11 protein-coding genes are annotated in these 14,053 nt (G+C 56.8%); 6 read left to right on the top strand and 5 right to left on the bottom strand.

The features are described from left to right. Positions 1-102: 102 nt before the first annotated feature. The 5 genes from ACR0EK_RS11560 to ACR0EK_RS11540 are packed head-to-tail and all read left to right on the top strand — an operon-like array spanning position 103 to position 5,869. Complete coding sequence (locus tag ACR0EK_RS11560) at positions 103-1,545, top strand: aldehyde dehydrogenase family protein (RefSeq protein WP_480914366.1); 1,443 nt, start codon at positions 103-105, stop codon at positions 1,543-1,545. After that, on the top strand, positions 1,545-2,519 hold the full coding sequence (locus ACR0EK_RS11555) for a membrane dipeptidase (RefSeq protein WP_480914364.1): 975 nt from the start codon (positions 1,545-1,547) through the stop codon (positions 2,517-2,519). Before ACR0EK_RS11560 ends, ACR0EK_RS11555 begins: the two co-directional genes overlap by 1 nt. A gap of 4 nt (positions 2,520-2,523) precedes the next feature. Continuing rightward, a complete protein-coding gene (locus tag ACR0EK_RS11550) occupies positions 2,524-4,212 on the top strand; it encodes a hypothetical protein (protein ID WP_480914362.1) in 1,689 nt (562 codons plus the stop codon). Beyond that, the gene (locus ACR0EK_RS11545) at positions 4,209-4,838 is read left to right on the top strand and encodes a DUF3726 domain-containing protein (RefSeq protein ID WP_480900083.1); all 630 of its coding nucleotides are present in this window, start codon (positions 4,209-4,211) and stop codon (positions 4,836-4,838) included. The genes ACR0EK_RS11550 and ACR0EK_RS11545 overlap by 4 nt, the downstream gene beginning before the upstream one ends. Before the next feature lie 11 nt (positions 4,839-4,849). Beyond that, positions 4,850-5,869, top strand: coding sequence for an Ldh family oxidoreductase (locus tag ACR0EK_RS11540; protein WP_480900085.1), 1,020 nt, complete (start codon positions 4,850-4,852; stop codon positions 5,867-5,869). A gap of 41 nt (positions 5,870-5,910) precedes the next feature. Here the strand turns inward: ACR0EK_RS11540 and ACR0EK_RS11535 are convergent, their stop codons facing one another. Next, positions 5,911-7,218 carry an aminotransferase class I/II-fold pyridoxal phosphate-dependent enzyme gene (locus tag ACR0EK_RS11535; RefSeq protein WP_480900087.1) on the bottom strand — a complete coding sequence of 436 codons (1,308 nt, stop codon included), beginning with the start codon at positions 7,216-7,218 and terminating at the stop codon, positions 5,911-5,913. 96 nt (positions 7,219-7,314) lie between these two features. Here ACR0EK_RS11535 and ACR0EK_RS11530 point away from each other — a divergent pair, with 96 nt between their 5' ends. Beyond that, entirely contained in the window at positions 7,315-8,193 is an 879-nt protein-coding gene (locus tag ACR0EK_RS11530; protein WP_480900089.1) for a LysR family transcriptional regulator, read from the top strand. A gap of 262 nt (positions 8,194-8,455) precedes the next feature. Here the strand turns inward: ACR0EK_RS11530 and ACR0EK_RS11525 are convergent, their stop codons facing one another. The 4 genes from ACR0EK_RS11525 to ACR0EK_RS11510 form a co-directional block, all read right to left on the bottom strand. Then, positions 8,456-8,884: a phasin family protein gene (locus ACR0EK_RS11525; protein WP_480488186.1), complete on the bottom strand. Its 429-nt coding sequence runs from the start codon at positions 8,882-8,884 to the stop codon at positions 8,456-8,458. A gap of 143 nt (positions 8,885-9,027) precedes the next feature. Continuing rightward, positions 9,028-10,152 (bottom strand): ABC transporter permease, encoded by a 1,125-nt coding sequence (locus tag ACR0EK_RS11520; protein WP_480870614.1) that lies wholly within the window; start codon positions 10,150-10,152, stop codon positions 9,028-9,030. Beyond that, a complete protein-coding gene (rbbA, locus tag ACR0EK_RS11515; protein ID WP_480900091.1) occupies positions 10,153-12,849 on the bottom strand; it encodes a ribosome-associated ATPase/putative transporter RbbA in 2,697 nt (898 codons plus the stop codon). Beyond that, on the bottom strand, positions 12,846-13,841 hold the full coding sequence (locus ACR0EK_RS11510) for an HlyD family secretion protein (RefSeq protein ID WP_480483857.1): 996 nt from the start codon (positions 13,839-13,841) through the stop codon (positions 12,846-12,848). Before ACR0EK_RS11510 ends, rbbA begins: the two co-directional genes overlap by 4 nt. Positions 13,842-14,053: the final 212 nt, after the last annotated feature.

Below are 14,053 nucleotides of genomic sequence, written 5' to 3'. Positions count from 1 at the left end.
CTTCAAACTTTCTGAAGCTTCCTAAAGTTATTTGAGTTTGACTGATGTTAGCCGAAAGTTCCATCCTGGCCCAAATCGAAATTTGCGAATTTGGGGCCTGACGTGACCAAACTGAACCTGATTGCCGGCGAATGGCTGGCGGGCGAAAGCGAAATTGAAAACCGCAATCCTTCGGATCTAAGCGATCTGGTTGGCATGTTCACACAGGCCAGCGCCGATCAGCTTGAGGCGACGCTGGATCAGGCGCGCGTCGCGCAGGCCGAATGGGCTGCCTACGGGCTGGAGCGAAAACAGGCCGTCCTGAACGCCATCGGCAACGAGTTGATGGCCCGCGCCGAGGAACTCGGCACTCTGCTCAGCCGCGAAGAAGGCAAGCCGCTGGCCGAAGGCAAGGGCGAGGTTTACCGCGCCGGTCAGTTCTTCACGTATTACGCCGCCGAGTGTCTGCGCCAGATCGGTGAAAACGCCGATTCCGTGCGCCCCGATATCGAAGTGGATGTGCGCCGCGAAGCTGTTGGCGTAGTTGCGATCATCAGTCCGTGGAACTTCCCCACTGCAACCGCCTCGTGGAAGATTGCCCCGGCGCTGTGCTATGGCAACGCGGTGGTGTGGAAACCCGCCAACATCACACCCGCCTCGGCTGTGGCCCTGACTGAAATCATCGAACGTCAGGATATCCCGAAAGGTTTGTTCAGCCTTGTGATGGGCTCGGGCCGTTCGGTCGGGCAACGTCTGGTGGAAAGCCCCAAGGTCAATGCGATTTCCTTCACCGGGTCTGTGCCCGTGGGCAAAGGCATCGCCGCCGCGGCGATCCAGAACCTGACCAAGGTGCAAATGGAAATGGGGTCCAAAAACGCGCTGGCCGTGATGGACGACGCCGATCTGGATCTGGCAGTAACTCTGGCGCTGGGCGGGGCCTTTGGCGGTACCGGTCAAAAATGCACCGCCTCATCGCGGCTGGTGGTTCACGCGGGCATCCACGATGCCTTTGTCGAGAAACTGGTTGCCGGAGCGCAGGCAATGAAAGTGGGTCACGCGCTGGAAGCAGGCGTGCAGATGGGCCCCGTCGTCAGCCAGCAGCAGTTGAATGAAAACCTTGCCTATGTCGACCTGGGCAAATCCGAAGGGGCCGAGCTGGCCTGCGGCGGTCAGCGTCTGGAGATGCCCCATGACGGGTTCTACATGTCGCCGGGCGTCTTCCTGAACACCACCAACGACATGCGCATCAACCGCGAAGAAATGTTTGCGCCCCTGACATCCGTCATCAAGGTCGGCAGCTATGACGAGGCGCTGAGTGTGGTCAACGACACCAATTTCGGCCTGACCTCGGGCATCGTGACCAAATCGCTGGCCCGCGCCAACCATTTCCGCCGCAACGCGCGCACCGGTGTTGTGACGGTCAACCTGCCCACCGCTGGCACCGATTACCACGTACCATTCGGTGGCCGGGGCGACAGCTCGTACGGGCCGCGCGAACAGGGTAAGGCAGCGGCTGAATTCTATACAACCGTCAAAACCGCCTATATCAGCGCAGGCCCGGTCTGATGCGGATCGACGGGCTGCAATACGCCAACTGGTCGGAAAAGATCTTCCGCCAACTGCGCGAAGGGGGCGTGGACGCGATCCATGTCACCATCTCTTATCATGAGAATTTCCGCGAAACGGTTCTGAACTTCGAGAAATGGAACCGCTGGTTCGAGCAATATCCGGATCTGATCATGAAAGGCCGGTGGGCCAGTGATATCGACACAGCCCGTGAAACAGGCCGGACCGCCGTGTTTTTCGGATTTCAGAACCCTTCGCCCATTGAAGACGATATCGGGCTGGTCGGAATCCTGCACGATCTGGGCGCGCGGTTCATGCAACTGACCTATAACAACCAATCCCTGCTGGCGACCGGTTGTTATGAGGCCGAAGACACCGGCATCACCCGCATGGGCAAGCAGGTCATCAAAGAGATGAACCGCGTGGGCCTTGTGGTCGACATGAGCCATTCGGCAGACCGGTCCACGATCGAGGCGGCTGAAATCTCGGACCGGCCCATCGCGATTACACACGCCAATCCGCACGAATGGTCCCCGGCCCTGCGCAACAAACGAGATGATGTTATCCGCGCCGTGACGGAAAACGGTGGGATGCTGGGTTTTTCGGTCTACCCTCACCACTTGAAGGACAAGTCAGATTGCACACTGGAAAGCTTTTGCGAGATGATCGCCCGCACTGCGGACAAATATGGAGCCAGTCATCTGGGGATCGGCACTGACCTGTGCCAGGATCAGCCTGACAGCATCGTTGAATGGATGCGTGTGGGGCGGTGGACAAAAGAAATCGACTATGGCGAAGGCTCGGCCTCTGCGCCGGGGTTTCCACCAATGCCGGGCTGGTTTCAGGACAACCGAGACTTTGGAAACATCGAACAAGGGTTACGCGCGACCGGCCTGAACGATGACGAAGTGGCCGGGATCATGGGCAGGAACTGGTATCGGTTCTTTGCCGAGAACTTCGTCCCACAAAGGTAACCAAATGGAACCACACGCGCAGACAGAGATCGCCAGACGTGACCCCGCTATGGTCATGCGGTTGTCACGGCTGGGATCACTGCATCAATGTCGGCTCAGCTTTATGCGGCAACTGACACGCCGCATGGCCGATGAAAACTGGAGCTTTTCGCGCCCTGCATTTGAAATTGACGACAAAGGTGTCGGCCATGCGGTCTATACCGCGCAAGGCCCCGATCGCGCCTATTCGCTGGTCGCCTTTGCCCATGACCTGCCTGCCGATCAACGGTCAGACCGGGTTATCGCCGAAGCCTGGGACGCCACCTTTGCACTGTTCGATGGCATCCCCACGCCAGAAGACATTGATCGCCTGTCGCAGAACGTGCCGCTGCAAGAGGCAGGGCGTGTCGGCGAAACCGAATTGTCACTGTCACGCGCCAACCGTTCCGTGCGACTCTGGGCTCATGTGGTGGATCGTCTGGCTGCGGGCCAGCAACCGGACCTGGAACAGATTTATCAGGTCGGCTATCTGATGAGGACCACGGCCGTTTATGGGTCGGGCAAATTCGGCGCTGCGGATCGTGAGAAAACGGCGGACCGGGATGAGGTCAGTGGTCCCTTCCAGATCGAAATGCTGTCAGTCTATCTGACCCGGGTTTTTGTACGCGATCTGGTGCAATATATGGCGCAGGTCAAAGGCGGGGGTCAGACCGTCGCGCTTGATCCTGAAATCGCACGCTGGCTGGGCATCGGAAATTCCACAGGACTGGGAATGGCGCCGTTCATCGTGAACCATCCCGTTCTGTTCAACAACTGGATCATGGCGCGGGAACAGGCCATCTCGCGCGTGCGGTCAATTAAGACAGCGACCGAAAAAGACGCACGCGTCTTTCGCGACGTTTTCGCGCGCAGCAAACAGTCAATCGCGTGGTGGCAATCCGAACACCCGATACAGGTTGAAAAACTCGCTGCGCTAAAGGACGACCTGAATTCGATCGACGTATTTCTGGCTACAGACGACCTGACACAAGACCATCCGTGGGATCGCATGATCCGATGGTCGGAAACCGCGCTTAGCGAAGAAGGCCAGGAGTTGCTGGCCTCACTGATCCTTGAGCCTTACGGAGATGTCGTGGATGGGCTGTCCAGCTGCATGGCGGACACAAACACGGCTGCACAGGTTATTGATGGAACAATGCCGGTGTCAGGGGTGCGTACCTTGATCCGGAACAGTTTTGACTGGGCGCTGGATCTTGATTGGAGTGATCCGAAAAACTGCGCGCGCGCCTGGTACGTTTCCGAAGAGAAACTTGAACCCAGACTGGGTGAACGGTTTGAAGAACCAATTGCGGACTATGAACAACCGCTCGCGCCCGCGCGTGATGCGGCGATGGCTTTCAGGGCTCTGCAAGACTGGCCGGATGATGCGCCGATAGCAGAATTTCTTTTGCGCCACCCCGAGCATCGCCACACCGTACGCCGCGCCCAAATCAGCCGTATCGCGCCATATGGTGAGATTCATGACAACACAATCGGCGCGAAAGTGATGCCCATCGATATGTTGCGCGCAAAGCTGTCCTTCTTTGGCGCGACGCATTTCGACCCTCGTTCAGATCGCTGGGTCCGCATCTGCATGTATGCCGGCGCCCCCTACCCTGATGAGCTAAATACCGCGAACGCAGATTTGTGGGTTTATCCGGAGGTTGCGCAATGACTTTTTCATTGAACGAAGTCGAAGCAACCGCCAAACGCGCAACCCGCGGGGCCGGATATGCCTGGGGCGTGGCGGAAGAGGCTGCAAAAGCCACCCGTTGGCTAAGCGCCCAAGGGTTCGACGGGCCCGCTATTCTGGCCCAACTGCTCAAACGTGAATATGCGCCCTGTCTGGAACGCCACATTCCTGTGCTTCAGAACGGAGTATGGGTTGGCGAACAAGACCTGTGCCCCCTGATGACCGGAGCTGTGATATCGGATTCCCCGACCGTCCTGTCCCAAGGCACCATTGCGATTTCAAATCTCGCAGCACCGCTGCTGTTGCTGCCCTTTGTCGCTGCGGGGGCCAAAAAGCTGGGAACGACCGTAAAAGTCACCTTCGACGGGTATTCTGCGACAACTGATGGTGTTCATCTAAGCTGTGCAGACAGCAATTTGGACCGCGCTGATCATGTTGAGATAACCGAGGGCGACCACATTCAAAACGGTCGCCCCCTGCTAAGCCGTGCCGCCCCAAATGCAGAGGCGTGGCAGATCCTCAACTCCATGGCGCACCGTACATATGCCCCTGCAACTGAAGAATCCCGACTGCTTGGCGCTGGTTCCGGCCTGTCGGACAATGACTGAAGGATCATCAGATGACCGAGACCCAAACCCTGTCGCTTGCCGAAATCGAAAAGCTGTCCTTCACCGCGTTGGTTGCCGCTGGCACAAATGAAGAAAACGCGCGCCCTTTGGCCGTGGCCACGGCGGCAACCGAAGCGGATGGGGTGGCCAGCCATGGTCTGGCTTACATTCCGATTTACTGTGAACATGTACAATGCGGTAAAGTCGACGGTCAGGCAGTACCGGCGCTGGAAACCCCGCGCCCCGGCCTTATCCGCGTAGACGCTGCGACCGGGTTCGCACATGCAGCCATTGAAATGGGCTTCGAAGCATTGATCCCGGCGGCTCGTGAACAGGGCATCGCGGCCCTTGCGATCACCAACAGCTACAATTGCGGTGTGTTGGGTTATCACACGTATCGACTGGCGCAGGCGGGTCTGGTTGGTCTTGGATTCACCAATGCACCAGCATCCATTGCACCTTCGGGTGGATCGAAGCCCGTTGTCGGCACCAACCCGTTCTCTGTTGCGGTGCCGGGCCCAGACGGGCAACCCGCCTTGCTGATTGATCAGAGCGCCAGCACCATCGCCAAAAGCGAAGTGATGAAACACGCCAGAGAAGGCAAGGCCATCCCGGTCGGCTGGGCACTGGACCCGGACGGAAACCCGACAACAGACCCGAATGTCGGTCTGAAAGGAAGCATGGCCCCATCCGGCGGGTACAAAGGTGTGGGTATCGCTTTGCTGACTGAAATCATGGCGGCGGCTTTGACAGGATCTACTCTTGGGCTGCATGCCTCTCCGTTCTCGGGTACGGTCGGGGGTCCACCGAAAACCGGGCAGTTCTTCATCGCTATTGACCCTGCGGTTTCGTCAAATGGACTGTTTTCAACCGCAATATCGGATCTGGTCGCGTCGATCAGAGATCAGGACGGCGCGCACCTGCCCGGAGATGGGCGCCGTGCATGTCGCCTTGCCGCAGGTCAAAAAGGTGTCGCCGTCAACACTGCTACATTGGCCAGAATTGACGCGATAATTCAGGAAAACAGTTAAGAGCAGCCACCAGACCGGGCGGATGTGGTGGCCGCTTGCGCCTAGTTCACGAAATGCAGCGTGTCGAATTCACTACGCCAGGCAGAGACTTCCGAAGCGACAGGCGCGTCGTCCAGTCCTCGCCTGATCAAATCGGCGAGGCGATCAGCATCTCGAGAGGTCATGCCCCAGCGAACCAATTCAGGAGTGCCAATCCGCAACCCGTTCAAGTCCCCTTCAACCGGCTTGACAGGCAATCCGATGCCGCACGCAAGAAACCCGCTTTCGCGAAGCTTCTTCGATGCCGCCTGCCCTCCGCCATAGGGCTCTGCCAGAACCGCGAACTGATGCGAATTGGTGAAGCCTTCCGCACCCTCAAAGACGCGAACACCCTGCGCATCCAACGCTGCGGCCAGTGCTTTTGACAATGCGATCATCTCGTTCGCGTACGCCTGACCAAAGTCTTTCCAATCCAGCATGGTAACCGCAAGCGCGGCCGTTTTGGCGGCATCGAAATTGGCTGTCATCCCGGGAAAAGCAATTGCATCCAATGATTTGGCAATGTCGACATCATTCGACACGATCAATCCACCTGCTGGTCCACCAAGGCTTTTATAGGTGCTCATGGTCATGAAATGCGCGCCCTCATTCAACGGGTTCGACCATGCACGCCCCGCGATTATCCCGCACTGATGCGCGGCATCGAACATGACTTTCGCTCCAACTTCGTCCGCAATGGCCCGCACCTCGGCAACAGGGTGTTCAAAAAGGTTCAGACTTCCGCCGATCGTGATCAGCTTGGGGCGCTCAGCCCGCGCCAGGTCGCGCAGTTGGTCCAGATCGACTGTGTAGCCATTTGTGTTAACCGGTGCCTCGATCGTGCGCAGCCCGAACAGCCCTGCACAGCCCGCAGTATGATGGGTCACATGGCCGCCGATCATTGCGGGTGGCGCAATGATTGTATCCCCCGGCTTACAGGTCGCCATGAAGCCATAAAGATTTGCAATTGCGCCCGACGGCACACGAACCTCTGCAAATCGGGCATCAAAGACCTCTGCACAAAGCTCGGCCGCGATGACTTCGATTTCTTCGATTGCTTCCAGCCCCATTTCATATTTGTCACCGGGATAGCCCAGCGAAGGCCGCGACCCGATGCCCGACGACAAAAGCGCCTCGGCCTTGGGGTTCATGACATTGGTCGCGGGGTTGAGGTTGAAACACTCTTTCTCGTGAATGCGGCGGTTTTCCTCTGCCAGATGCGCGATCCGGTCCAATAGGTCGCCAGACGATGCCGATGCTGTCTTTGTCGCGATATTCTGAACCAATGTTTCGCTTGCGGTGGGCACCCAGTCTCTATGTGCAAGTGTCATCTGACATCCTCCTGTTTCGTGCACTGTGACTGCTGCTGCGTGACTTCGCAAAGCAGATTTGTTATTTCTTGGCGTAGAAAAACTAAGGCTAAGGTGATGAGCGTTTCCCCAAAACGTCCCAAAGGGCCCCCACTGAACGCAATGCGCGCTTTTGAGGCAGCGGCGCGCCACATCAGCTTTGTCGCCGCGGCTGAAGAGTTGAACGTCACACCGGGTGCAATCTCGCAACACGTCAAAACGCTGGAAGGCTGGGCCGGTGCAGCACTTTTTCGGCGCAACGCGCAAGGCGTAGAACTCACGCCCGAGGGGCAGTCGCTTGTCGCTGAATTTACCAGGGCTTTTGACCAATTGGCCGACGCGGCCCGTGCGCTGCGCAACCTTAAACCCAATGCAGATTTTCATATCGCTGCTTTACCGGCCATTGCTCAGCTCTGGCTTCCCAAAAGGCTGCGCCAGATCCGATCTCAATTTCCTGACATCAGTTTTTCCGTCACTGCGCTGGAAGCGCCGCCGAGCCTGGGGCGCGAACTGTTCGACCTGTCAATCTTCTTCGCTCCACCGGACGGCACGGCCAATCAGGTGGTCGTTTGCCCGGACGAGATCGTGCCGGTTTGCGCCCCGGCGCTTAAGGACCAAGTTTGCCGCGCAAACGGTTTTCTGGGCGTACCGTTGCTGCACGATCTGGTGTGGAACGAAGATTGGACCAAATGGGCCCAACACTCTGGCTATGACCTGCATAGTGCCAAGGGCGGTGCTCAATTCTCCCTCTACAGTCTGGCCGTAGAGGAGGCGAAGGCCGGCGCAGGTATACTGATGGGACACCTGTGCCTGATCGAAGACGCCTTGGCCACAGGCGAGCTGACAGCTGCGCACACCAAATTGTTCCCAACCGACCGATCTCTGGTTATCCAAATGCCACAACGAACCCGCAGGAGACCGGAAACGGACCAGATTATCGCTTGTTTGTCCCGTTGACCCAAATTGTCCCAGACCCCAGCGCGGGATAGGTGGGAACTGAAAGGGGGGGCGAAAGATTGCCCAAAACACCGGGCACTTATTTTCGTCAAACTCGAACGCTTGGTCCCAACTTTGCATGTTCAGTCATGTTTGGGTACACACGAAAAACTGTCAGAGCGCTTCCGCAATCGTGGCCACTCGGTTTGGCCAGCGACACGTGGAGGGTCACAGTGCTCCGCGCCCGTAGAAGACGGGCTGCGTCAAACGGGTTTAGTCGGTCTCAGCTTTTGGCTTTGCCTGCGACCTTGGAGGCAGCTTCCATGTTTTCGCCGATGATGTCTGCTTCTGTTTCGCTTACGTATTTTGCACAGCGCGACATCATTTCGAACCATTCACGTGCGTCATCCACCATTCGTTCCATGGAATGGCGTTGCCATTCGGCGACGGCTTGCATCGTTTTGCTTGGATCTGGGTTGTCGCCAAACGTAGCTTCCCGGGCAGTTTGCAGCGCGGTGCGTGCAGCCTCATGGCGGCGCTTGAACCAGAGGCGGGAGTATTCCTCCGCCTCGCTCAGCAGGTGGTCCTGCGCTTTCCAAAACTGCTCAATCTGCGGCGTCACCGCGGAGTTCATGGACATCATGCCCTGCATGGATTTCAACACGTCGGTAAGGGCTTCCTGTGTCTCGATTTCGGCTGATTTTGTGGGCATTTGAACTCTCCCTGGAAAAGAAGACGGTGATTAATTTTACCACACCCAGAGGTGCACTCTCATTAACCGAGATCAAATTCACTGGGTAATTCGCGCCGTCGTTTCACAATACGCCCGTCCACAACATACACGGTCGGTTGATATCAACTCATCTGGGCGACTGACCGTCTGAACATAACCAGACTTGTCATCAACAGGGCCAGACCCAACACAGCCATCCAAACGAATTCCGGCCAGACCGTTTCAATTCCAGCACCTTTGAAAACAATTGCTTGGCTGGCTGACATATAGTGGCGCGATGGCAGAAACAGCGTTCCGGCTTGCAACCAGCCTGGTTGCCCCTCGACGGGTGTTTCCCCTCCGGACAGCATCAGCATTGGCAGGACAATCAGCATGACCAGAAGCGCAAATTGCGCCATTGAGCGCGCAATCGTCGCCAGAAATACCCCAAGCGCCGTGGCTGTAAACAGAAAAAGTGCGGTTCCAAATAGGAACAGTATCTTTGATCCGGCGATACGAATGTCCAACGAACCCTGCATGACAAAAGTCAGCGATAACCCCGCAGCGATCAGAACAACGGCCGCATTGGCCCAGATTTTGGCCATCGCAATGTCGAGCGGAGTTAGAGGCATGGCGAGCAGATGCTCAATTGTTCCATGCTCTCTCTCCCGGATCATGGCAGCGCCGGTCAGGATGGTCGTGAGCCACATGATCTGACCGATCAGCGCAACGATGCCCGCAAAACGCACCGTATCTCTGTTTGGGTTGAAGGCACTTCTTAGAATGACATTGATTGCGGGAGGATCTACGAGGTCGACACCAACTGCAAAGCGATGGATTTCAGCGCTCAATATATTGGTGATGTAATTGGCGCCGATACCTGCCTGCTCCATAGCCGTGGCGTCTATCAGAACCTGTATCTCTGGTGTGCTTCTGGCACGCAGGTCTTTTTCAAAACCTGGAGGAATGGCAACGATGAAGATAAACCGCCCGGCATCCATGTGCGCTGGGCCGGTCCCCGGTTCAATTTGCACGACCGGTTGAAACTCCGGTGGGAAAAACGCAGTGGCAAGGGTGCGCGATAGTGGAGAGTTATCCTCATCTGCAAATGCGATTGAGGCGTTATTCACCGAGCTTGCAACGCCTGTTGCTTCCATGATCGGAGCCAGCGTGAATGACCAGACCAGCAAGGCCATCATCACCCAATCGCGGCGCAGGCTCATCATTTCCTTCAACCCCAGCCAGAATATGCAAAAAAGGCGCTGCATTCACTTCTCCTGCGCGCGCAGGCAAAGGGCGGCGGCGAGTGTCAGCACTGGACCGAAACAGGCAAGCGCAAGAATGTCCGGGGCAAGTGATTCCCACCCCAAGCCCTTGGTGAACGCGCCGACGTTCAGGTGCAGAAAATAGGAAGATGGCCAGAGCGAGCCGATGAACTGAGCCCCCCCTTCCAAAGTGGAAACGGGCTGCAACAGGCCCGAGAACTGGATGGTCGGCACAACCGAGGCGATGGCTGTCGCAAATGTCGCTGCCACCTGGCTGGATGTCATTGTGGCAATCAGCAATCCATAGGACGTCGTTGCCCAGATATACAAAAACGCACCAACCGCTAGCGGAATGGGATCGCCTTTGAGCGGCACACCGAAGACGAGAATGGTCATCGCTGCCAGCAACAGAAAGTTTGCAAAAGCAATTGCAATATAGGGAATTTGCTTACCAATCAGGAATTCGAGCCGGGTTGTCGGTGTTACGTAGAAATTCACCACAGATCCCAGCTCACGCTCACGCGCGACACTGACCGCCGTCAAGACGGCCGGCAACATGATAAGCAAAATCGCCGGCATGGCCGGGGCCATTGCTGCAATGCTTTCAAAACTCTGATTGTAGCGAAATCGCGGTTCTATCCGGGCAATCTCGAAGTCCCGTTGCCCCGTCTTTCGGGCGTGTTCGTCCAGAAAGGACTGATGCAGTCCCGCGACATATCCTTCAACGGTCTCGCCTTTGAACGGAATGGCACCATCGACTGTCGCGAGGACCTGTGTTGGCTCGCCTGTGCGCAGCTTACGACCGAAGTTCGGTGGCAACTCTAAGACCAGTGAAACGTCTCCTGCCTGGAGCCGGTTGTGGCCTTCCATAGCGCTTTCCAATGGCGGCGTGGGTTTGAAATAGGACGACCCCGCGAACTCAGTTGCATAGGCACGGCTCTCAGGACCCTGAGAAAGGTCTAGAACGGCAAAGTCCAGTTCATCAATGTCAAGCGTGATGCCAAAGCAGAAAACCAACATCAAAATGGCTGACCCAAGAAACGCAAAGGCAAGGCGCACAGGATCGCGCGCCACCTCGACGGCCTCGCGTCGCGTATAGGCCAGTGCGCGCCCGACACTGCCACCGACGTGTTTGGAATTGGTGGCCAAATCAACTCTCGGTGCTTCAACCGGCGCCGGTCTTTCTGCCGCCTCCAGAATTGAGATGAACGCAGCCTCAAGGCTGTCGGCGCTTTCAGCGGCGATCAATTCGGCTGGTGTGCCTTCTGCCAAGACCTGGCCTGCGTGCATAAACGAAACACGGTCACATCGTTCTGCTTCTGCCATGAAATGGGTGGAGACAAAGATCGTTACCGCGTCTTGTCGGGACAACTCGACGAGCAAGGCCCAAAACGTATCTCGCGCCTCTGGGTCCACTCCGGATGTCGGCTCATCCAATATCAGCACACGCGGGCGATGGATGATCGCAACCGCCAGCGACAGGCGCTGTTTGATCCCAAGGGGCAGGGCGGCCGCAAGGGTATCACGATGCGTGCCGAGTCCGAATCGTTCCGTCAGTTCCGAAATGCGCGCGTCGCGGTCAGGGATTGCGAAAATCCGGGCGTGCAACTGAAGGTTCTGATACACTGACAATTCACCGTACAATGAAAACGCCTGACTCATGTACCCAATCTCGCGGCGCACCTTTCGATCCCTGGCGTCAACGGGTTTGCCGAATAACAATGCCTCGCCTGAGCTTGTAGGCAGCAAACCGGTCAGCATTTTCATCGTCGTGGATTTTCCGCATCCGTTTGATCCCAGAAACCCGAAAATCTCTCCGCGATTGATCGAGAAATCAACGTTGTTCACGGCGATGAAATCGCCAAAGCGCCGTGTCAGCCCGCGTGCAGTAATCACGGGATCCGATTTGATCTGTCGAACGATTGATTGACCCGGCGCTGAACCAGATGCCTCGTCTGCCCGCAAGCGTCGGTACGCAGTTTCGAAGTCCTTATCGGCACGCTTCAATTCGGCGGGTTTACCCTGAAAGATGACGCGACCTGCGTCCATCGCGACGATCCAGTCAAAGCCTTCGGCCTCCTCCATATAGGCTGTAGACACAAGGACAGAGAGCTTGGGGTTTTCCGTTCGGATAGCGTCGATCAATGCCCAAAACTGTCGACGCGACAACGGATCAACCCCGGTTGTTGGCTCATCCAGAACCAGGAGTTTGGGGTCATGAATCAACGCACAGCACAGGCCAAGCTTCTGTTTCATTCCACCAGAAAGCCTGCCCATCAGGCGATCCTCAAATGGTGCAAGCGCGGTCGCTGTCAGCAATGCGGTGATCCGGGCGTCACGCTCGTCGTGTCCCTGTCCGAAAAGGCCCGAGAAGAACTCCAAATTTTCGCGTACCGACAGTTCTGAATAGAGATTCCGACCCAAACCTTGCGGCATGAATGCGATCGCAGGGCATATTCGTCTACGATGAGTGGGCTCATCAATCGCTCCGCCCAGAACGTCGATTGATCCGGATTGAAGCTTTTTTGCACCGGTGATCAACCCAAGCAATGTGGACTTGCCCACCCCGTCTGGGCCAATGAAGCCGACAAGCTGTCCGGTTGGAAGGTCCAAGGTTACAGAGTTCAACGCGATGTGTTTTCGATACCTGTGTGTAACACCGGCAATTCGAAACTCTGACGAGGCGACTGTGGCATTCATTCGAACAGCTCTTGCGGGATGGGCTGTTCAAGCGCCTCGGGCCATGCGCTGGTGGGATCGATCCGTATCACGGCAATGCCGCGCAGGCCCGTTTTTACGTGTTCAATCCGGCTTTCAACCAGGTCCTGGGGGATACGAACGCGGACACGAAAGACCAGTTGCTCGCGTTCATCCAGAGTCTCGACTTGTTTGGGCGTGAATTGCGCCTCGGGAGAAACAAAGCTGACATATGCAGGTGTGGCGTATTCGGGTAAAGCATCAAGCACGATGCGAGCTTCGGCTCCAATCGGCAACAGCCCGGCTTCCCGCGCAGGAAGGAAAACTTCCATATACACGTTCTCGAGACTGAGAAGGGTCAGGATCGGTTCACCCGCTCCGACGACCTCGCCCGGCTCGGCCAATCGATAAAGAACGCGACCCGGCATTGGTGCCAGCAAGGAACTGTCTTCGATTTGCGCCTCAATCCTGCGCACCTCGGCTTCTGCAGCGGCAATCCGGCTTTCTGCGGTTGCAACTCGGGCTTTGGCGGCACCCAACACAGCAGACGCAACTTGGTGGATGGTTTCACGTTCCTCAAAAACTGTCTTAGAGATATTGTTCCCGGTCAGTAGCGCTGTAGCACGTTCAAGTTCCTGCGCCGCCCGACGTTGCTCACTTTGGCGTTGCAGAACCAAGGCTTCAGCTTCTGCTTTTGTCTGGCGCGCCAAGGCGACCTCGGCTTTTGCCCGGTCCAGCGCTGCAGACAATTCGTCTATATCCATCCTGGCAAGTACATCACCGGCGGCGACCATGCCGCCTTCAGGTGCCAGAACTTTGGCAACACGCCCGGCGATCGTTGGCGCAATTTCAACCTGCTCTGCCTCAATCCTTCCATTACCCTGTACGAAGCCACTCGGCAATTGATCGCCGTCTTGGGAGATGACGGAGTAAACAACCGCGCCAGCAACCACGATGACTACCAGAGCAAAAAAGATGGGCGAACTCTTCTTCATAGCTTTTGCCAGATCGTTGAATGCGACGGTCAGTCTAGTGCCTGGCAGGATTGGGGACTTTGCGATGGATCAAGCGTTTCCAAAGCATGCTTGGGGGAACAACATATCCTGTTGGTCGGAATGGACCTGTCCCGTTTTTGTGCCGCCCCAAGTGCTCGTTTAAGCCACTTTCCTTTCGAATGCGACAGGGCTTTTCCAGCCCAATGCTGAGT

This window comes from Ruegeria sp. AE4 (assembly GCF_056542185.1).
Note: the sequence above shows the minus strand (reverse complement) of the source record. Positions and strands in the feature narration are given on the sequence as shown.